The 20,873-nt window shown below is 27.8% G+C and carries 18 protein-coding genes and 1 riboswitch; of the genes, 17 read left to right on the top strand and 1 reads right to left on the bottom strand.

Features of this window, described 5'->3' with window-relative positions; all coding sequences use genetic code 11:
- Positions 1–167: 167 nt before the first annotated feature.
- Entirely contained in the window at positions 168–2,531 is a 2,364-nt protein-coding gene (gene lon / locus ACTG47_RS17785; protein ID WP_169467089.1) for an endopeptidase La, read from the top strand.
- Positions 2,521–3,132 (top strand): ribosome biogenesis GTP-binding protein YihA/YsxC, encoded by a 612-nt coding sequence (gene yihA, locus ACTG47_RS17780; RefSeq protein WP_479925540.1) that lies wholly within the window; start codon positions 2,521–2,523, stop codon positions 3,130–3,132. Before lon ends, yihA begins: the two co-directional genes overlap by 11 nt.
- A gap of 219 nt (positions 3,133–3,351) precedes the next feature.
- Here yihA and ACTG47_RS17775 read toward each other — a convergent pair whose 3' ends face one another.
- Positions 3,352–4,722: an MFS transporter gene (locus tag ACTG47_RS17775; RefSeq protein ID WP_479925539.1), complete on the bottom strand. Its 1,371-nt coding sequence runs from the start codon at positions 4,720–4,722 to the stop codon at positions 3,352–3,354.
- 180 nt (positions 4,723–4,902) lie between these two features.
- Positions 4,903–5,018, bottom strand: a riboswitch (FMN riboswitch).
- A 287-nt stretch (positions 5,019–5,305) separates the two neighbouring features.
- Between ACTG47_RS17775 and ACTG47_RS17770 the strand changes: the two genes are divergently transcribed.
- The 15 genes from ACTG47_RS17770 (at position 5,306) to htrA (ending at position 20,606) form a co-directional block, all read left to right on the top strand.
- A complete protein-coding gene (locus tag ACTG47_RS17770; protein ID WP_479925538.1) occupies positions 5,306–6,385 on the top strand; it encodes an ATP-binding protein in 1,080 nt (359 codons plus the stop codon).
- Positions 6,386–6,601: 216 nt separating this feature from the next.
- On the top strand, positions 6,602–7,282 hold the full coding sequence (locus ACTG47_RS17765; protein ID WP_169467095.1) for a DUF881 domain-containing protein: 681 nt from the start codon (positions 6,602–6,604) through the stop codon (positions 7,280–7,282).
- 28 nt (positions 7,283–7,310) lie between these two features.
- Positions 7,311–8,654, top strand: coding sequence for a GspE/PulE family protein (locus ACTG47_RS17760; protein ID WP_479925537.1), 1,344 nt, complete (start codon positions 7,311–7,313; stop codon positions 8,652–8,654).
- Between the two features lie 114 nt (positions 8,655–8,768).
- Positions 8,769–9,854 (top strand): type II secretion system F family protein, encoded by a 1,086-nt coding sequence (locus ACTG47_RS17755; protein WP_169467099.1) that lies wholly within the window; start codon positions 8,769–8,771, stop codon positions 9,852–9,854.
- Between the two features lie 51 nt (positions 9,855–9,905).
- Positions 9,906–10,256, top strand: a complete 351-nt coding sequence (locus ACTG47_RS17750; RefSeq protein WP_054271734.1) for a type II secretion system protein — start codon at positions 9,906–9,908, stop codon at positions 10,254–10,256.
- Between the two features lie 39 nt (positions 10,257–10,295).
- Complete coding sequence (locus ACTG47_RS17745) at positions 10,296–11,168, top strand: pilus assembly protein PilM (RefSeq protein WP_479925536.1); 873 nt, start codon at positions 10,296–10,298, stop codon at positions 11,166–11,168.
- An 18-nt stretch (positions 11,169–11,186) separates the two neighbouring features.
- Positions 11,187–11,612, top strand: coding sequence for a hypothetical protein (locus ACTG47_RS17740; protein WP_479925535.1), 426 nt, complete (start codon positions 11,187–11,189; stop codon positions 11,610–11,612).
- A gap of 14 nt (positions 11,613–11,626) precedes the next feature.
- A complete protein-coding gene (locus tag ACTG47_RS17735; protein ID WP_479925534.1) occupies positions 11,627–12,211 on the top strand; it encodes a hypothetical protein in 585 nt (194 codons plus the stop codon).
- A gap of 252 nt (positions 12,212–12,463) precedes the next feature.
- Complete coding sequence (locus tag ACTG47_RS17730) at positions 12,464–13,501, top strand: YecA family protein (protein ID WP_479925533.1); 1,038 nt, start codon at positions 12,464–12,466, stop codon at positions 13,499–13,501.
- Positions 13,502–13,581: 80 nt separating this feature from the next.
- A complete protein-coding gene (locus ACTG47_RS17725; protein ID WP_169467110.1) occupies positions 13,582–13,947 on the top strand; it encodes a hypothetical protein in 366 nt (121 codons plus the stop codon).
- A 4-nt stretch (positions 13,948–13,951) separates the two neighbouring features.
- Positions 13,952–14,269, top strand: a complete 318-nt coding sequence (locus tag ACTG47_RS17720) for a hypothetical protein (RefSeq protein ID WP_479925532.1) — start codon at positions 13,952–13,954, stop codon at positions 14,267–14,269.
- Positions 14,270–14,316: 47 nt separating this feature from the next.
- The gene (locus tag ACTG47_RS17715) at positions 14,317–15,921 is read left to right on the top strand and encodes an NAD(P)/FAD-dependent oxidoreductase (protein ID WP_479925531.1); all 1,605 of its coding nucleotides are present in this window, start codon (positions 14,317–14,319) and stop codon (positions 15,919–15,921) included.
- Between the two features lie 123 nt (positions 15,922–16,044).
- The gene (locus tag ACTG47_RS17710; RefSeq protein ID WP_169467116.1) at positions 16,045–17,673 is read left to right on the top strand and encodes a Na/Pi cotransporter family protein; all 1,629 of its coding nucleotides are present in this window, start codon (positions 16,045–16,047) and stop codon (positions 17,671–17,673) included.
- Positions 17,674–18,023: 350 nt separating this feature from the next.
- A complete protein-coding gene (locus tag ACTG47_RS17705; protein WP_479925530.1) occupies positions 18,024–19,373 on the top strand; it encodes a glucose-6-phosphate isomerase in 1,350 nt (449 codons plus the stop codon).
- Positions 19,374–19,526: 153 nt separating this feature from the next.
- The gene (htrA, locus tag ACTG47_RS17700; protein WP_479925529.1) at positions 19,527–20,606 is read left to right on the top strand and encodes a serine protease HtrA; all 1,080 of its coding nucleotides are present in this window, start codon (positions 19,527–19,529) and stop codon (positions 20,604–20,606) included.
- Positions 20,607–20,873 lie beyond the last annotated feature (267 nt).

The raw sequence follows: 20,873 nt of genomic DNA, 5'->3' as shown, positions 1-20,873 counted from the left end.
GAAACCTCCAAAAGATAAATAACATCTAAGTATACTAACATTAATATTATATCATAATAAAATAATAATATAATATGCTAAGAATTTATCATTAATGTTGAAAATTAACTTGTTCGAATATATAATATTAAAAGCAAAATAATTAGACGAGAAAAGGAGTAATGTTGATGGAACAAAATTATACTAAAATAGATCATGAATTACCATTAATTCCTCTAAGAGGATTAGCAATATTTCCATATATGATACTAAATTTTGATATAGGAAGAGAGATATCTCTTAAAGCTTTAGACCAAGCGATGATGGAGGAAGAACTTATATTTTTAACATCTCAAAAAGAAGCTGAAGTCGATGAGCCAGGAGAAGATGATTTTTATCATGTAGGAACAATTTGTAAAGTTAAACAAATGATAAAATTACCAGGAGATACAGTTCGTGTTTTGGTTGAAGGTGTATCAAGGGGTAGAGTAAAACAAATAGAACAAGAAGAAGGATATTTCAAAGCAGTAATAGAAGAAATAGTTTTCGATAGTGACAATTTAGATAGTGAGACAGAAATTGAAATCGAAGCATTTGTAAGAAATGTATTTGATGCCTTCGAAGAGTATATAAATATTGGAAATAGAGTATCACCAGAAATATTAATATCTTTGGCTGATATAGAAGATGTTGATAGATTTATAGATACAATAGCTGCAAATATATATCTAAAGTCAAGCCAAAAACAAGAAATACTAGAAGAATTTGATATTAAGAAAAGACTTGAGCTTATTTATTCTATACTATTAGAGGAGATAGATATTCTAAAAATAGAAAAGAAGATAACTTTAAGAGTTAAAAAACAGATGAATAAAGTTCAAAAAGAATATTATCTTAGAGAACAATTAAAAGCCATACAAAAAGAATTAGGTGAAGAAGAAGATATAAATTCTGAAGCTGATGAATACAGAGAAAAGCTTAAGAAAATAAAAGCACCTAAGACGACTAAGGAAAAAATAGAAAAAGAGATAGATAAATTTTCAAAAATATCTTCAATGTCTCCAGATGTATCTGTAAGTAGAAATTATTTAGATACTATATTTTCATTGCCATGGAATAAGGAGACAAAAGATAAGCTGGATATAAATAAGGCAAATGCTATATTAGATGAAGACCATTATGGATTAGAGAAAGTAAAAGAAAGAATACTAGAGTATCTAGCTATAAGAACACTTGCTAAATCACTTAAAGGTCCTATAATATGTTTAGTTGGTCCTCCAGGAACAGGAAAAACATCTATAGTAAAATCAATAGCTAGAGCATTGAATAGAAAGTTTGTAAGAATATCTTTAGGTGGAGTTAGAGATGAAGCAGAAATAAGAGGTCATAGAAGAACTTATGTAGGTTCAATTCCAGGAAGAATAATAAATGGAGTAAAAGAAGCACAAACAAAAAATCCTGTATTTTTATTTGATGAGATAGATAAAATGGCAGCAGATTATAAAGGTGACCCAGCTTCAGCAATGCTAGAAGTATTAGACCCAGAGCAAAATAAGGACTTTGTAGACCACTACTTAGAAATACCTTTTGATTTATCAAAAATACTATTTGTTACAACAGCAAACAGTTTAGGTAATATACCAAGACCATTGTTAGACAGAATGGAAATAATAGAAGTATCTGGATATATAGAAGAAGAAAAATTAAATATAGCAAAAAAATATTTACTTCCAAAACAAATTAAAGAACATGCTTTAAAAGAAAACTTCATAAAAATGGATGATGAGACTTTAAGAAGTATAATAAATCATTATACAAGAGAAGCAGGTGTAAGAACATTAGAAAGAACTATTGGTAAAATCTGTAGAAAAGTTGCAAAAAAATATGTTGAAGACCCAACTCTTGAAGAAGTTGTTGTAAATAAGTCTGACTTAGAAACATATCTTGGAAAAGACTTATTTAAGTATCAACTTGCAGAAGTTAATCCTCAAATAGGCTTAGTAAATGGTCTTGCATGGACAGCAGTTGGTGGAGTTACACTTGAAGTAGAAGTAAATGTACTTAAAGGTAAAGGCGAAATTGTATTGACTGGGAAGCTAGGGGATGTTATGAAGGAATCTGCTAAGACAGGGATATCTTATATAAGATCAATAGTGGACAAGTTTGATATAGACCCAGAATTTTATAAAACAAATGATATTCATATACACATTCCAGAAGGTGCTGTCCCAAAAGATGGACCATCAGCTGGTATAACTATGGCTCTTGCAGTAATTTCAGCACTTACTAAAAGACCTGTTCCAGGTAATATAGCTATGACAGGAGAGATAACTTTAAGAGGAAGAGTCTTAGCAGTAGGGGGAGTTAAAGAAAAATTATTAGCAGCTCATAGAGCTGGTATAACAAAAGTATTAATTCCTAAAGAGTGTGAAGCTGATTTAGATGAAATACCAGAAAACGTAAAAGAAAAAATGGAGTTTGTACTTGTAGAACATATGGATGAAGTACTAGAACAAGCTTTATTAAAGAGTGGTGAGAAGAATGAAAATTAGAAGCTCAGAGATAACTATGAGTGCTGTGAATAAATCACAGTATCCAGCAGAAGGCGTTCCAGAGATAGCATTAGCAGGTAGGTCAAATGTTGGAAAATCATCAATAATAAACACATTGCTTAATAGGAGAAATTTTGCTAGAACTAGTCAAACACCAGGGAAGACTAGAACTATAAACTTTTATCTAATAAATAATGAATTTTATTTTGTTGACCTTCCAGGTTATGGATATGCAAAGATAGCTAAGTCTGAAAAAGAAAAATGGGGAGGTATAATGGAAAGATATCTAGAAAGTAGACAAGAATTATGTTCTATATTTCTACTTGTAGATATTAGACATGAGCCTACAGCAGACGATAAGCTTATGTATGAATGGATAAAACACTTTGGATATAACTGTGTGGTTATTGCAACTAAGGCAGATAAAATATCTAGAGGGCAATATCAAAAACATATAAGTATAATAAGAAAAAAATTACAAATGGAAAGTAGCGAAAAAGTAATACCTGTATCCTCATTAAAAAAGACTGGTGTTGAAGAATTATGGGAAGAAATTGTAAATCAATATAAGCAACATGGATATGAGATAACAGTAGATTAAATTTAAAGTATCAAATGCTGATATAATACTTGTTTAAATAATCTATATAAAATAACATTAGATTAGCTTTAATCGTATTAATATCAAAATAAAATAAGGATGCCTAGAAATGGTTTTAATGGACATTTTCGGGCATCCTTATTGACTATAAGCAATAAATATTAGCAATTTATTTTTAAAAATTAAAAAAACTACACAATTTAATATAAATTAGCATATTTAAGAAATAGATTTTTCTGTTTTTCTCATAAAGAAAATAGTTAGTATAAGTCCTATAAAACATACTGCTGCTGCAATCCAATAAGATTGATTACTAGCTATTACATAGGCTGCTGTATGGCTTTTGAAATTTTGATTATATGTAAGGCTTTGTGCAAAGAAGCTACTAAAAAATGCTGTACCAAGAGCAAATGATAAATTACGAACTGTTGCAAGAAAGCTACCTCCATATCCTTGTTTTTGAGGAGGAACATCTGCAAGAATGCTACTATTGTTTGGTGAACTAAAAGCACCTAGACCAAGTCCGAAAATAACTAAGCATACAATTAAAAGAGATAATGGTGAATCTGCTTTTAAAAGTGCCATTCCAACGAGGGCAATAGTCATAAATGAAAAAGAAGCTGTTAGAATATTCTTTGCACCATGTTTATCAGAAAGAGAACCTGCAATAGGAGCTATAAGTACCATAATAAGTGGATGGACAGTCATTACAGAACCAGCCATCATAGGAGATAAATTTTTTAATTGCTCTAAATAAAATGGAAGTAGGAAAGACACTGCCATTTGAGGAAAGTAACAAGCAATTCCAATGATATTGCCTACAGTGAAATTTCTATTTTTAAATAAAGGTAGGTCAATAAAGCTCTGTTCAAACTTTACTTCTCTTAATGCTAATAATAAGAAGATTATAAGTGATGCTATACCTAGATACAATCTTGTATTTCCTTTTCCATTCATCGCAAGTAATATAAGTGTAGTACAAGTCGCAAAGAGCAGAAGACCTGGAATATCAAAGCTCTTATTTTGTTCATCTAAAACAGGTCTAGGAAGAAATTTAATTCCAAGAAAGACTGCTATAATACCAATGGGTATATTGATAATAAAAATAGAAGGCCATCCGAAATGTTCTAAAAGTATCCCTCCAATTACAGGACCACTCATATTTCCTATACCAACTACCGCTCCAGTAATTCCTATAGCCTTTCCTTTTTCATTTGCTGGAAATGCATTAGAAACTATACCAAGTCCAGTTGCCATTAAAATACTTGCTCCAACAGCTTGAAATATTCTTGAAGAAATTAATGTTGACAAGTTGTGTGATATACTACACAGAAAAGAACCTATTGTGAATACAAAAAATCCTAATGTGTATAGTCGATTTGAGCCTACTTTATCGCCAAGTTTTCCAAAAAATAACATAGTAGCTGTTACGACAAGCATATAAGCTGTTACAACCCACTGAATCTGTGACATGTTAATTTTAAAGTCAGTAGCAATTGTAGGATTTGCGATATTTAGTATACTTCCATCAAGAGTAGACATAAATACACCAATACAGATGATAATTAATACTATCCATTTTTGTTTCATGATAACACTCCAATCTTTTATATAGTAGATTTTATAAGTACAGAATAGTTATAAAATAAACAACAAAAAAAGCACCTACATCTTAGGTACCTCGAATGTGTTTAATTTCATGAATAAATACGGTAGTTGAAGGAGTTGTATAGATTACTCATGTAAAATTACATAAAGGTACTCATATACTATTTTCTTCTACCATCCAGATTTTACTGTCGGCTTTGGAATCTGACCAAATTATGCCATAAGGCTCGCGGGCTTTTACCGCCGATAGGGAATTTCACCCGTTTCTGAAGAAAAACAGATGTATTTTGTAATATTATTTTAACATAAAATTACAACAGAAACAATTGGATTTAAGTAATATGCAACTATATTACTGTATAAAGTGCTAAATTATACTTCCAAATAAAAAGCATGTAAAAATTAAATAATACAGTATAGAATCTACTATAAGTATATAAAATTAATTTGTCAATGGTATTAAATGATAAGTTTTAGATTTATCAAAAGCATAAAGCTGTAACAAAACTCGTATAATATTAATATCTTAATTAAGAGATATTGTAAATTATGAGGAGGCGCTAATATGGAAGGAAAGGTTAAAAAGGCATTTCCAGGTGGGAACACATCACAAGGCTCATATTCTTTTTTTGAATATATAATTCCTGAGAATGTAAAAAGAGTTTTTTGTTTAAAAGGTGGTCCTGGAGTGGGAAAATCTTCACTTATGAAAAAAATTTATAAAGAATTTTTAAGTAGAGGATATGATGTTGAATTATATAACTGTCCTTCTGACCCAAGTTCATTGGACGGTGTAGTTATAAAGGAATTAGGCGTGGTACTTATGGATGCAACTGCTCCACACACTATGGACCCAAAGTTACCAGGAGCTTTAGATGAGATAATTAATTTAGGCGATTACTGGAATACAGAAGAGTTAGAAAAAAATAGACAAGAAATATCGGCATACGATAAAGACATTAGTAACGCATTTAAAAGAGCATTTAAGTTTTTAAAAGCATCAGAACCAATTTTTAGAGACATAGAGGAAAAATATTCTGACTGTATGGATTATGGTAAAGTGAATCTAGTTACAGAAGAATTTATTAAAAAATTGTTTGATGGAGTTGAGAGCACAGGGAATTTGAGAAGAGAGAAGCATTTATTTGGCTCAGCCATAACTCCTGTAGGATGCTTAGATTATACAGAAAATATTTTAAAAGATGTAAATAAGGTTTATTATTTGGATGGAGAAATAGGCACTGGCAAGACTACACTATTAAACAAAGTGTATAAGAAAGCTATTGAAAAGGGTTTAAATGTAGAAGTTTATCATTATCCACTTATTCCAGAAAAAATTGAGACTGTGCTATTGACTGACCTAGATATAGGTATAACTATAAGCACAACCTTTAAAGAAGAGGATACAATTAATTTAAATCAATTTTTAAATAGAGAAAAATTACTTAAATATGAAGAAGATATTAAATTTGACGAGAAAGTTTTGGATGATTTAATTTGTTGGGCTGTGTTAAATCTTAAGAGAGCTAAATCTAAACATGATATTATAGAAAGTTACTATAGCCCTAATATGAGATTTGATGAAGTTGGAAAGTTAAGAGACAAACTAGTTAAGCGAATTTTAAAATACGAGGAAAATGTATAAAAAAATATCTTAAATTAGATGTTAATTATAAAATATAATTTTTAGTAAATTGGTGTAGCTTTGAAGCTATGCCATTTTGCTTTTTTTGATGTATGATATTATATACTAAAGATGAATTTTAATATATAAGTTTGATATAATAAACATATGTAAATGTTCAATATTTAATCAAAGAAAATTATCATATAAAAATAAATTTGTAAGGAGTAATACAGTATGAAAAAACAATATGTGTTTATAATACTAGCAAGTACTATTTTAGGTATACTTGTTGGAACCATATTTAGAGATTATAGTAATGAAGAAACAGTTTATACAAGTAAAGATAAGTCAATAAGAAAAGAAATAAAATTGACAAGAAAGTCTATAAAAGAATTAACAAAAGAAAAAGATAGATTAGATGAAGAAATTGATTCAATGAAAAAAAATCAAAAAAATTCTGAAGAAATCTCAGAAATAGAAAATCTTAGAAATGGTTTATCATATTCAGATGTGAAAGGCAGTGGAATAGTAGTAAGTATAGATGCTATAGATGAAAAAACAGGGAATATAGCAAATAGTATAGACTATAATAAAATACTTGTAAAAGTCATAAATGAATTAAAAGTAAATGGAGGAAAATACATAGAAATAAATGGTCAAAGAATCAATCAATACTCAGAAGTTGTACTTGCAGGAAGTCATATAAACATAAATGGAGTTCCTGTGGCACAGCCCTATGAAATAAAATGTATTGGGGATAAAAATAAACTATCTAATTATGTAGATAAAGGCAGTAAATATTTAGATAGTATACAAACTACTTATCCAATGAAAGTAAGTATAAAAACTGAAGAAAATATCTCTATGAAAAAAATGAATATACCTAATAAATTAAAGTATATAAAGGGTGATTAAGATTATATTAGAGGAAAGCAGCTTACCAATGTTAATACCAGAAAAGCTAGCAAAAAAATATAATGTATTTCCAGTAGAATTTCAAGATGATAATTTAGTAGTAGAAATAGAAGATGAAGATATATATGCTCTACAGGATTTAAGATTGGCGACAGGTAAAGAAATTATATTGAAAAAAGAGAAAAAAGAACTTATAAGTGAGAAGATTGATAAATATTACAATAACTTTGAACTTGATGAAGATTATGCAAAAAAATTATTTGAAAATCTTTTAGATAAAGCTATAAAAGAAAACGCAAGTGATATACATATAGAACCATTTAAAGAGCATTTAATAGTGAGAATGAGAGTAGATGGAGAACTAAAAGAAGTATCAAAGTTTTTAATTGATATATATCCATCATTATCTACTGTAGTCAAATTAAAGGCCTCAATGGATATAACGGAAAAAAGACTTCCACAAGATGGCAGAGTGGATATAAAGTTAGGAGGGAATTTAATTGATATTAGAGTCTCATCAATACCAACTGTATATGGTGAAAAAATTGTTTTAAGAATACTTAATAGAGACTCTTTCTTAAAAGATAAGTTAGAACTTGGTTTTTCAGAGGAAGCGATAAAATCTATAAATAATATAATAAGTAAAAGAGCAGGAATATTACTAGTGACAGGACCTACAGGTAGCGGAAAGACTACAACAGTATATTCCCTATTAAATGATTTAAAAGGTATAAATAAAAATATAATGACTATAGAAAATCCAGTAGAGTATAAGATGGATGGTATAAGTCAGATTCAAGTAAACTCAAAAGTAGGACTAAGTTTTGATGTGGGTCTTAGAGCAATATTAAGACAAGACCCAGATATAATAATGGTCGGAGAAATAAGAGATGCAGAAACTGCTAAAATAGCAGTAAGAGCAGCTATAACAGGTCATTTAGTTATAAGTACTTTGCACACTAATGATGCAGTGTCTTCTATAGCTAGATTATTAGAAATGCAAATACCACCATATCTTTTAAATGCATCTCTTATAGGTGTTATATCTCAAAAATTGGTTAGAAAAGTTTGTAATCATTGTAGTCATGAGATTATGATAAAAGATAATTTTAGTGGAGATGTAAATACTAAAGTAGCTGTAGGCTGTGAAAGATGTAATGACAAAGGGTATTTTGGAAGAACGGCAATTTATGAAATATTAGAAGTAAATGATGACATGAGAACATGTATAAGAAATATGGATGATTCTAGTGCTATTAAAGACGTGGCACAAAAAAATGGAATGATAACATTTGAAGATAGTTGTAAAAGACTAATAAATGAAAAAATAACAACATTAGAAGAATGTCTAGTAGTAAATGAAATGATTTAATTAAAATGTTTGAACATAAGTTATATTTAAGTGAAACAAAATTGAATGTATTAAATTAAAAAATATTGAGTTTATTTAATTGCAATTAATATAATTTGGAAGGAATTATAGTACATGAGATTATCTAAAAGTATATTTTATAATTTAGAAAAATTCTATTTAATATTAAATAGAGTTAGTGATAAAGAAGTTAGAGTAATTTGCAAAGAGATAGGTATATTATTAGAATCTGGATGTGAAATTACAAAGATATTTGAAGTCATTGAGGGTCAGTCTAGTAAAAAAGTAAAAAATTTGCTTAATATAGTATCAAATCACATCCAAAAAGGTAACTCAATAGCAGAATCATTTCAGATAACAGGGACATTTTCTAAATTCTTTATAAGCATGGTAAGAGCAGGAGAAACCAGTGGAAACCTAGATGTAATAATGAATGATTTATCTAATTATTATGATAAAGAATACAAATTAAAAATGAAAATAATAAATATTTCAATCTATCCAATAATACTTATAGTATTATCTATCGTGTCAATGATATTTATATTCGTATTTGTAATACCTAACTTTCAGGTGGTTTTTACAAGTAATGGAATTGAGCCACCTTTAATAACTAGAGTCTTAATAGGAATATCCACAATAGTTACAAATAACCTAGGTTATCTTATGCTTAGCTTTTTATTATTTTTTATAGCAACCATTTATTTTCTTATAACTAATGATAATGTAAAAAGATTAATTAATTCTCTGAAATTTAAAATGCCTTTTATAAGAAAAATTAATCAGTTAGTAGCTACAACCAGATTTTCTAGAGCCTTGTCTATTTTAATTAGTAGTGGAATACAAATAGTGGAAGCTATAGAAATGTCAGCAAGTGTAGTAGATAATGAGTTTATTTGTGAAAGGCTAAAGATTTCCAATAACTATATAAAAAAAGGAAATGGTATAGGTAAGTCCTTGAATCTAGCAAATATTTTTCCTAAATTATTTATTTCAATGGCAAATACAGGAGAAGAAAGCGGAAAACTAGATAAAAGCTTAGATGTAATAAATAAATTCTATGAAAGTGAATTAAATAATAAAATAGAGCAAATAATGAAATTTATAGAGCCTATTTTAATTGTTTTTATGGGATTAATTATTGGAACTTTTATTTTAGCTATGGTTATTCCTATGTTTGATGCAGTTACTAGTTTTTAAGAAAAAAATAAATTTTATCTAATAAAATTTTTAAAAGGAGAGAATATTTAATTGATAAATAAAAAACGAAAGGGATTTACACTTGTTGAAATGATTGTAGTAGTAACAATTTTAGGTGTTATATCTAGTATAGCATTAGTTAAGTACAGTAAGGTTCAAGAAAGTGCAAAACTAAATGCAGATTATACAAATGCTGCCAATATAGTAACAGCAGCAAGTATGGCTATTAATGATGATGAAAACATAACACAATCTCTAAGCGTAGAATCTTTAAAGGAAAAAGGATATTTGAATACTGTTCCAGTTCCTCAAAGTACATCAGGTAAATTTGAACTTGTTATAAGTGATAGTGGAGCAGATATAAGTGTAAATGTAAATTCTAAACAATTCTATCCAAAGTAATATTTACATCTATGTAGTTTTATATTTTAATCAAAGGAGATGGTTGTAATTAAAAAAATTTTAAATTTAGAGATAAATGATGATTACATAAGGATTGTATTTTTAAGAAAAAATCACAAAAAAATTTTTATAGATAAATCAGTCACAAAAGAGATAAATTTTAATATAAAAAATGATAGTAAAGATATTATTAAGATTAGATACATAGAAGATGTAGTTAGATTTGTAAAAGAGGAGATAGGTAAATTAAAAATATCATATAAAAATTTATACTTTAATATCCAAATTCAAGACATAGTAATTAGAAATATTGAGATTCTAGACACTAAGAAAAAAAGAGATATATTAAATATGATTGAATTTGAAATAACACAATACATTCCAATAAATATAAACAACTATTCAATAAAATATAAAGTTATAAATTCTAGTCATGGGAAATTGAATATACAAGTAGTTCTTTTTCCAAAGATTATTATTCAATTAATTAAGAGCATTTCAACAAATCTAAACTTAAATCCAAAGGTCATAAATATAAATTTTGATATATTACAAAAACTCATAAACTTAGACTTGATAGAAAATTTTTTAGAAGAAGGGATTTTTATAGAGTGTAAAAAAAATCAGTTCATTATAAATATAACAAGAGATAAAAAAATAGAAGAAACATACTTACTATCAAAAGAAATAAAATCCTATGAATCAGTAAAGAAGCTATTAAGTAGTTTTAAGTGCATCTATTACTATGGGATAGAAAATTATTTTATTAAAGAATGCTTTAAAGATACAGATAGGTATATAGAAATAAGTCCATTGAAATTAAAAGATAAAGTAAAAATAGAAAATAATTTTGATAGAGATTTAGAAAATAGCAGTATAAATTATATAAGTAGTATAGGAATGCTTGTTTAAATGAAATCTTGTAAAACTATGAATTTTCTCAATGGATTAAAAGAAAATAAACCTTGTAATAAGGTATATAAAGTAATAATAGTTTTAATTTTAACATGTATTTTATTTAAGTCGTTTATTTATATGAAATCTATAAATGAACTTGAAAATTATATAAGTAAAAATAATTCAATAAATGAACCAAAACAGACTATACCAGTTGCTGAAAAGACTAGAGAGAAATTTTCTAAAATAAAACTTAACGAAATAAAAAAAATATATGAAATTGTAGGAATAAATAACATTACTAAAATATCAATAGATAAAAATAAGCTGGAAATGGAAGGCATATGTAATGATTTAGATATTTTAAATAATCTGAGAAAAATAAGTTACATAAAAGATTATTATATAGACAGTATTGTAAGAGATGGAGAAAATTACAAATTTAGAATAAAAAGTTAGATGGGTGATTGTTTTTGAGATTAAATAATAGAGAAAAAAATCTACTTAAAATATTGTTCATATTAATTATTGTATTAGCTACTAATATAATATTAAGTCCACTAGAAAAAAACTTGACTAGTTTGAGGAAAGAAAAACAAAATCTAATGGATAAAATAAATAAGCAAGATAATTATCAAATAAAGGATAATAGTTATAAAGATGATAAATATATAGAAAATGTTGAATTAAATGGAAATGAAGAATTGAAAAGTAATTTTAATAATTCATTTTTAGATAAAAAAACAGATAAAGATATGGTGTTATTAGTAGAAAATAAATTGAGAGATATAGTAAATATAGAATATATTAACCAAGAAAGCAGCTTAGATAATAATAATAAAAAACAAGTTAATTTAGAAATAAAAGTTAATGGTGAACTTGAGAATGTATTGAAAATTGAAGGTTTAATGAAGAATTTAAATTTAAATAATAAACTTGAAAAAATAGAAATTAACAAATTGAAAGCGAGTAATTTAGATGTTCAAAACATTTCTAATAAGTATGAACAAGGAAAAGACAATATTATTGAATGTAAAATGACAATTAGAGTCATATAACAAAAAAGAATAGATAAAGTAAAAAACTATTATCAATTAATAAAATTTTATAGAGGAATTAGTTTTACGATAATCCATTTCTACAAGAGGGATTGTTAGTGATTTTATCGAAATCCTAATTAAAGTTAATATATTATACCAAAATATAAGTGAATTTAAGAGAATATTTACTTATACTATAGATTGATTAATAAAAAAATGGTATAATAACAAATTGTACTTTAATTTAATAATAAGGGAGTGGAAGTCATATTGTTAGGGAGAAATGAGCTATGCCCTTGTGGAAGTGGCAAAAAATACAAGAAGTGTTGTTTAAATAAAGATATTGTTTCAGAAAGAGCATGCAGAAAAACTGAACTTTCACAAAAACAATATACAGATTTATATTCAAAGTTATATGATTATTCAAGACAGGATAAATTCAAAGACGAATGCGAAAAAGCTAAAGAAATGTTTTATATAATGCAAAATGATAGTGTAAATGAAAAGTTTGAAAGATTTTTTAATACTTATTTAATACAAGACCACATAATGGAAAATAAAAAGGTTATGACAGTTGGGTTTCTTGAAGAAAATGGTGCAAACCTAAGTCAATCAGAAGTATCAATATTAAAAAGTCTATTTGAATCATATGTAAGTATTTATGAAGTAAAAGAAGTTTCTGTGGGAAGAATAGCCTTAAAAGATTGTCTAAGTGGGAATGAACTTTACACAGAAGATGTAAAACTTCTAAGAAGTTTTAAAAGCGGAAGTTGTATGATAGCTAGAATTATTGATATTGAAGGAACTAACATACTTATAGATGTAACTATAAGTATATCAAATGAAGTTAAAGACATAATATTAAAAGATGTTATGAATTTATTTAATCAATATCAAGACTTATACAAAGATATGAAGACTTTCTTAATTTATCATACACATATACTATACAAGTATATACAACAGCTTTTAGACCCAAGTATAGCTGAATACTTAAAGAGAGAAAGAGATAAGAAAGGCATAAAAGTTAATTCAGAAAATGAATTAGCTGAAATAGAGTGTAAAGTTTTAGATACTCTTAAAGAAAATGTAGAAGAAGAAAATATAGATGCCTGTATAGAATTTTGGAATGAGTATAAGAAAAAACATGAAAATATAAAAGGAGCTGAAAATGGTTGGGCAGCTGCTGTTGAATATTATGTTAAGAAAGAAGCAGGACAACCTATAACTCAAGTACAAATATCAAAAAAATATGATATAAGTTCTAGTACGTTAGGAAAAAGATACAAAGATTTAAAAATATCTTAATTAATTATAAAAAGCTTTAAGTCATAGATAAAGAATATATAGTATAATATATGTATAATGTTGAGAAAGAGGTATTAATAATGAGTCTTAGTTTAGGAAATGCAATTGCTGTGTCAACGAACTTTATAAAATCTAATCCAGCAGTACCTGTGTACAATGGAGAAGAAATATATGCAGTTATTTATCATATAGAAATAGGATATAATAATGGTGTATCACCTGATACCAAACAATATATAATAATAGACTATAAAGAGTTCGATTTATCTATGGATAAAAAAAATGAACTAACAGAAATAGCAAAAGAATACTGCAAATCTAAAGGTATTATAGAAAATGATAACCTTGAAATAAATCTTTTAGATAATGAAGAAGCAGAAAACTTCTTAGAAAAAGTGTTTAATAACATGAAAGTTATAAGAGGTCTTATAACTAAAAGAGGATAAATAAATGGACTATGTAGGAATAGAAAATATAACACCTTACGAAAATGTACATGAATTTAGCGTGTATAACTATAATGATGAAATTACTTTAGGTAGTGAAGAATTATATGTGTGTGAATTAAGTGTTGTATTAATTAAAGTGAATTCTCTGTATATTGAAAGATTGAATAAGTCAGTTGAAGCAATGGCCTTAGTAAAAAACTTGAAAAAAGATTTAGATAAAGCAATTGTTGTAAATAAAATAAAGAATTTTGTGTTAGACGAGATTTGGGTAGAAAATCTAGTAAAAGAGAATATAGAAGTTATATTTGTAGAAAGCTAGGAATAACCCTAGCTTTTTTATATTACAATCTAAGAGAGGAAAACAATATGTTAAGAGTATCTAATATAAAACTTGGAATAGATAAAGATATATCTTTATTAAAAGATATTGTACTTAAGAAGCTAAGAATAAAGGAAAAAAACTTAGTCAAATACAGTATATATAAAGAATCTATAGATGCTAGAAAAAAAGGAAAAATGGAGTTTGTTTATTCTGTAGATGTAGAAGTTAAAGATGAAAATAAAATACTCAGTTCAGAAATAAAAGATGTAACAAAAATAAAGGAATTCAGATATGTAAATGTAAGCATGGGTAATAAAAAATTAAAGAATAATCCTTTAGTAATTGGTAGTGGACCAGCAGGCTTGTTTGCAGGTTTGATTTTGGCTCAAATGGGTTATGAACCAATCATACTTGAAAGAGGTCTTGATGTAGAAAATAGAACTAAAGATATTAGTGATTTTTGGACAACTAGAAAATTTAAAAATAATTCAAATGTTCAATTTGGAGAAGGTGGAGCAGGGACTTTTTCAGATGGGAAACTTACAACTAGAATAAAAGATATACGATGTAGAAAAGTATTAGAAGAGCTGGTTCAATTTGGAGCACCAGATGAAATCTTATATTCACATAAACCACATGTAGGAACAGATATATTAAAAAATGTAGTTAAAAATATAAGAAATGAAATAATAAATTTAGGTGGTCAAGTTAGGTTTAATTCAAAAGTTACAGATGTAGTTGTATCAAATGATTCTATACAATCTGTAACAATAAATGATACTGAAAAAATAGATACAGATACAGTTATATTAGCTGTTGGGCATAGTGCAAGAGATACTTATGAAATGTTGTATTCAAGAGGTGTAAAAATAATTCAAAAACCTTTTGCAATAGGAGCTAGAGTTGAGCACCCACAAGATTTAATAAATAAAGCACAATATAAGGAGTTTTACAATCATCCGAGACTAGGAGCGGCTGATTATAGACTTATAGAGCACGTTTCAAATGGAAGAACAGCGTATACTTTTTGTATGTGTCCAGGTGGTAGTGTCATAGCATCTGCATCAAATGATTTTGAAATAGTTACAAATGGTATGAGTGAACATGCAAGAGATAAAGTAAATGCAAACAGTGCATTTTTAGTAAATATAACTCCAGAAGATTTTAAGAGTGATAATCCTCTAGCAGGTGTACATTTCCAACAAAAATATGAAAAATTAGCCTTTGAATTAGGTGGAAAAAATTATAATGCACCCGTTCAACTTGTTGGAGACTTTATCAATAATAGAACCTCTACAAATTTAGGAAGTGTTGAGCCATCATATAGACCTGGATATACACTTACAAATTTAAGTGAATGTTTACCTAGTTTTGTAACAGAAACTATGAGAGAGGCATTTATATCTCTTGATAAAAAATTGAATGGATTTGCAATGTATGATGCTGTTTTAACTGGAGTAGAAACTAGGTCATCATCGCCAATAAGAATAGTAAGAGATGAGAATACTTTAGAGTCAATAAGTGTTAAGAATCTATATCCATGTGGTGAAGGTGCAGGATATGCAGGTGGGATAGTTACAGCAGCAGTTGATGGTATAAAATGTGCAGAAAAAATAATACAAAAATACACTAATAATACAAAAATTTAACATAAATTTAATGATTTTTTAATATTTAACATAAATTTAACATTACTACTCCTATAATTTGATAAAATACAATAGGTTATAAAATTTTTAGATACAGTAATCTCTTTACAAGGAGGAAATAATTTGAACATTATAATAAGTCTAATGGGTGGATTAGGTCTGTTCTTATATGGTATGAACCTTATGGGAGAAGGTCTACAAAAATCTGCTGGGACAAAGCTAAAGAAGATAATAAAATTACTTACTAGTAACCTATTTATGGGAGTTTTAGTAGGTACAGGAGTTACAGCAGTAATACAAAGTTCAAGTGCTACTACTGTAATGGTTGTCGGTTTCGTAAATGCAGGTATAATGACCTTAAAACAGGCGATAGGGGTCATAATGGGTGCCAATATAGGTACTACTGTTACAGCTCAATTGGTATCTTTTGATTTAACTGGTATGGCTCCAGTAGCATTAGGTATAGGTATTATACTTTATTTATTTGGAAATAAGCCTAGGATAAAAAATATAGCCGAAATACTTATAGGTTTTGGTATATTGTTTACAGGTATGGATTTTATGAAAATGGCAGTTGAGCCACTAAGAGACTATCAAGGCTTTACTGACTTACTAGTTACATTTGGTAGATATCCACTACTTGGATTATTATTGGGATTTGGGATTACAGCAATAATACAAAGTTCAAGTGCCTCTATGGGTATGTTGGTTGCATTAGCGGCAGAAGGTCTAGTGCCATTATCTGCAGCATTGCCAATTCTTTATGGTCAAAATATTGGTACATGTGTAACTTCACTGTTATCGAGTATTGGTGCCAATAAAAACGCACGAAGAGCAGCTATGATGCATCTAATCTTTAATGTTTTAGGAACGGTGATATTCTTAATATTATTAAACAAACCAGTAGTAAATATGGTTACAAGTTGGGACCCAAGTAATGTTGCAAGACAAATAGCTAATACACATACTCTGTTTAATATAATATCTGTCTTAATACTTTTACCATTTACAAAGATTATCATAAAGTTAGCAATAAAACTTGTTCCTGATAAAGAAGGCGATATAGATGAAGATGAAGCTAAGACTATTAAATATATAGATGATAGAATGATAGAAACTCCTTCTATAGCACTTGCAAATACGATAAAAGAAACACTTCGTATGGGTGAAAAAGCTAAGGAAAGTTTAAATGCATCTATGGAAGCTTTAGTAGAACATTCAACTGAAAAAATAGACAAGACATATAGACGAGAGAGATTAATCAATGACTTGCAGAAAGCTATTTTGAATTACTTACTTAAACTTTCAAAGGCACCTTTAGATGATGATTCGAGAGAAGTTGTAGATACATTGTTTAATACAGTTAATGATATAGAAAGAATTGGTGACCATGCTAAAAATATAGCTGAGTTATCACAAGTTGCAATAGATTCAAATATTTCTTTCTCAGAAGAAGGACAATCTGAACTTGATGTTATGTACAATAAAGTTGTTTCAGCATATACTTATGCATTGGAATCAATGAGAACGGATAATGTAGATTTGGCTTGTAAGGTTATAAAAATTGAAGAGCAGGTTGATATAATGGAGAAATCTTGTAGAGCTAATCATATGTATAGATTAAATAATAATCTATGTAGTATAGAAAATGGAGTTATTTATTTGGATGTAATAAGTAATCTAGAAAGAATTTCTGACCATGCTGTCAACATAGCACAACAAGTTATAGCTAAGAGATTGGGAAATGATTAAAGATAATATAAGAATTAAAATAGAAAATCAATAAAAAAAGAAACTCTAAATGATACGTTTAGAGTTTCTTTTTGTTGAACTAGTTATTTATAATATAGTTATATTGGGTGTATACCTATTCACAATGAAGGTATTTTAGTATTTACTAAAAATTCAGACAAGTAATGATTTCTCATAATTTTATTTGATTAAAAATTTATAATTTGTAGATAGTTATAGTATTTAGAAGAACCGATTTCCTAATAACAAATGGTGATATATGTACAATTTTGTGGCAAACTTTTAAAAAAAACACCCATATTTTGTGTTATAATCTCTTTAAAACGAATATGCTGAAAAGAGGGATTTAAATGGGAAAAATAAATTTTGATTATAGTAAAGCTACAGAGTTTTTTTGTCAAAACGAAATAGATGTTATGCAACCATATGTAGATATTGCGCATGACATGTTACATAACAAAACAGGTTTAGGAAATACTTTTTTAGATTGGATAGACCTTCCTGAAAATTATGATAAGGAAGAGTTTGATAGAATAAAAAAATCTGCTGAAAAGATAAAATCTGACTCAGATGTTCTTCTAGTAATAGGTATAGGAGGCTCTTATTTAGGTTCAAGAGCTGCTATAGATATGGTAAGCCATTCTTTTAGAAATGGAATTAAAAAAGAACAGAGAAAGGCTCCAGAAGTATATTTCGTAGGACATAATATAAGCTCAACATACATTATGGATTTATTGGATGTAATTGAAGGCAAAGATATCTCTGTAAATGTAATATCTAAATCAGGAACTACTACGGAACCAGCTCTTGCTTTTAGAATATTTAAAGACTACTTAGAGAAAAAGTATGGTAAAGAAGAAGCGAAAAAGAGAATTTATGCAACAACAGATTCAAGTAAAGGTGCACTTAGACAATTAGCTACAGAAGAAGGGTATGAGACTTTTGTAATACCAGATGATGTAGGTGGTCGTTTTTCTGTATTAACAGCAGTGGGATTACTTCCTATAGCTGCTGCAGGTCTTGATATTGATGCTATGATGAAAGGTGCAAATGATGCCAGAGAAGCATTTCAAAATCCTGATTTAAAAAGTAATGATAGTTATAGATATGCTGTTGCTAGAACAATTTTACATAGAAAAGGAAAAGATGTAGAGCTATTAGTTAACTACGAACCTCAATTACATTATGTAAGTGAGTGGTGGAAACAGCTTTATGGTGAAAGTGAAGGAAAAGAAAATAAAGGTTTATTCCCTGCTTCTGTAGATTTTTCAACAGATTTACACTCTATGGGTCAATATATTCAAGATGGGAAAAGACTTTTATTTGAGACAGTACTTAATGTTGAAAACTGTAAGAGAAATATAACTATAAATTCAGAAGAAGTAGATTTAGATGGTCTAAACTATCTAGCAGGTAAGACTGTAGATTTTGTTAATCATAAAGCTTTTGAAGGAACTCTATTAGCTCATACAGATGGAAAAGTGCCTAATTTAATAATAAATATACCTCAATTAGATGAATATAATTTTGGGTATTTAGTGTATTTCTTTGAAAAAGCTTGTGGAATAAGTGGATATTTATTGGGAGTTAATCCATTTGACCAACCAGGAGTAGAAGCCTATAAGAAAAATATGTTTGCTTTATTAGGAAAACCAGGCTATGAAAAAGAAAAGGAAGAATTAGAAAAAAGACTTAAATAATTTCAAATAGTTAAGGTTTAATTAAGATTAAAATAATATAATGAAATCATCGAAAAGGAGTTTACTCAAAATAGATGATTTCATTTTTTTATGAAAAATTGGGAAAAATATATTTTGATAATTTATATTATATTAGATAGGGAGTGGTATGAGATGTCAAGAAGAAAGAAAGGTATAAGTTTAGTAATATTAGTCGCTATAATAAGTTCAATACTTAGTAGTTTGCTAACAATAATTTTAGTTAAAGATAATTTAGGAAGTAAAAGTACAGGCAACTCTACGCCAATAGTTGTAAATGATGATGGTAAGAGTCAAAATATTTATCAAGCAGTTGCAGAAAAAGCTACACCATCTGTTGTAGGTATTACGACAACTAGTGTTGATAATAATAATATGTTTGCAATTCCAACTGAAACACAAGGTGTAGGAACTGGAATCATAGTAGATTCAAATGGCTATATACTTACAAATTCTCATGTTATATCAGATGGTCAAGCTACAAGTGTAAATGTACTATTTAATGATGGTTCAACAACTTCAGGTAAAGTTGTATGGTTTGACCAACAACTTGATTTAGCTATAGTTAAAGTTGATAAAACTGGTTTAACACCAGCAGAATTTGCTGATAGTGATAAAGTAAAAGTTGGAGATATATCAATAGCAATAGGTAATCCGCTTGGATTAGATTTTCAAAAAACAGTTACTCAAGGGATAATAAGTGGTTTAGATAGAACTATACAAACAGAAAAAACTAATATGACTGGTTTATTACAAACTGACGCAAGTATAAATGCAGGAAATAGTGGAGGACCATTATTAAATCAAAAAGGTCAAGTAATCGGTATAAACACAGCAAAAGCTTCTCAAGCAGAAGGACTAGGATTTGCAATACCAATTAATACTGCTAAAAGCATAGTTGAAGAAGTAATAAAAAACGGAAAATATGAAAAAGTGACTTTAGGTATAAAAGGTACAGATGTATCAAACTATGAAGCAGCTACAGGTACAAAATTAAGTACTGATAAAGGTGTTTATGTTGCAGAAGTAGTATCTGGTTCATCAGCAGAAAAAGCTGGTGTAAAAGTAGGAGATATTATAACTAAAGTAGGAGATGCAAATATAACAGGTATGAATGACCTAAATAAAAAGCTATATACTTTCTCAAAAGGAGCTAGTACAAAAATTACAGTAAATAGAGGCGGAAAAGCAGTAACAATAAATGTGAATTTCTAAATATGACTAGAGAGATAGAGACTACATGATAAAGTGTAGTCTCTATTTTTATTTAATTTTTATAGCATATATATCTAAATTAACAAAAATAATATATTGTTTATGTATTATAGCTATATTTACTTATAAAAATAAATTTAATAAATATTTAAATTTAATTTATAAAATCAATATAAATATCACAATAAAATAAATTTTTTTAATATGACTAAAAAAATATAGACAAAATAATAACAAATATAGTATTATGTAATTGTAGAAATGCTT

The sequence above is a fragment of the Clostridioides sp. LIBA-6622 genome (assembly GCF_056716095.1).
Note: the sequence above shows the minus strand (reverse complement) of the source record. Positions and strands in the feature narration are given on the sequence as shown.

Excerpts from the sequence above, each read along its gene's own strand:
- yihA (WP_479925540.1), top strand. The coding sequence starts at position 2,521 with ATGAAAATTAGAAGCTCAGAGATAACTATGAGTGCTGTGAATAAATCA.
- ACTG47_RS17765 (WP_169467095.1), top strand. The coding sequence starts at position 6,602 with ATGAAAAAACAATATGTGTTTATAATACTAGCAAGTACTATTTTAGGT.
- ACTG47_RS17745 (WP_479925536.1), top strand. The coding sequence starts at position 10,296 with ATGGTTGTAATTAAAAAAATTTTAAATTTAGAGATAAATGATGATTAC.
- ACTG47_RS17740 (WP_479925535.1), top strand. The coding sequence starts at position 11,187 with ATGAATTTTCTCAATGGATTAAAAGAAAATAAACCTTGTAATAAGGTA.
- ACTG47_RS17725 (WP_169467110.1), top strand. The coding sequence starts at position 13,582 with ATGAGTCTTAGTTTAGGAAATGCAATTGCTGTGTCAACGAACTTTATA.
- htrA (WP_479925529.1), top strand. The coding sequence starts at position 19,527 with ATGTCAAGAAGAAAGAAAGGTATAAGTTTAGTAATATTAGTCGCTATA.
- ACTG47_RS17770 (WP_479925538.1), top strand. The coding sequence starts at position 5,306 with ATGGAAGGAAAGGTTAAAAAGGCATTTCCAGGTGGGAACACATCACAA.
- lon (WP_169467089.1), top strand. The coding sequence starts at position 168 with ATGGAACAAAATTATACTAAAATAGATCATGAATTACCATTAATTCCT.
- ACTG47_RS17775 (WP_479925539.1), bottom strand. The coding sequence starts at position 4,722 with ATGAAACAAAAATGGATAGTATTAATTATCATCTGTATTGGTGTATTT.
- ACTG47_RS17715 (WP_479925531.1), top strand. The coding sequence starts at position 14,317 with ATGTTAAGAGTATCTAATATAAAACTTGGAATAGATAAAGATATATCT.
- ACTG47_RS17755 (WP_169467099.1), top strand. The coding sequence starts at position 8,769 with ATGAGATTATCTAAAAGTATATTTTATAATTTAGAAAAATTCTATTTA.
- ACTG47_RS17705 (WP_479925530.1), top strand. The coding sequence starts at position 18,024 with ATGGGAAAAATAAATTTTGATTATAGTAAAGCTACAGAGTTTTTTTGT.
- ACTG47_RS17760 (WP_479925537.1), top strand. The coding sequence starts at position 7,311 with ATGTTAATACCAGAAAAGCTAGCAAAAAAATATAATGTATTTCCAGTA.
- ACTG47_RS17720 (WP_479925532.1), top strand. The coding sequence starts at position 13,952 with ATGGACTATGTAGGAATAGAAAATATAACACCTTACGAAAATGTACAT.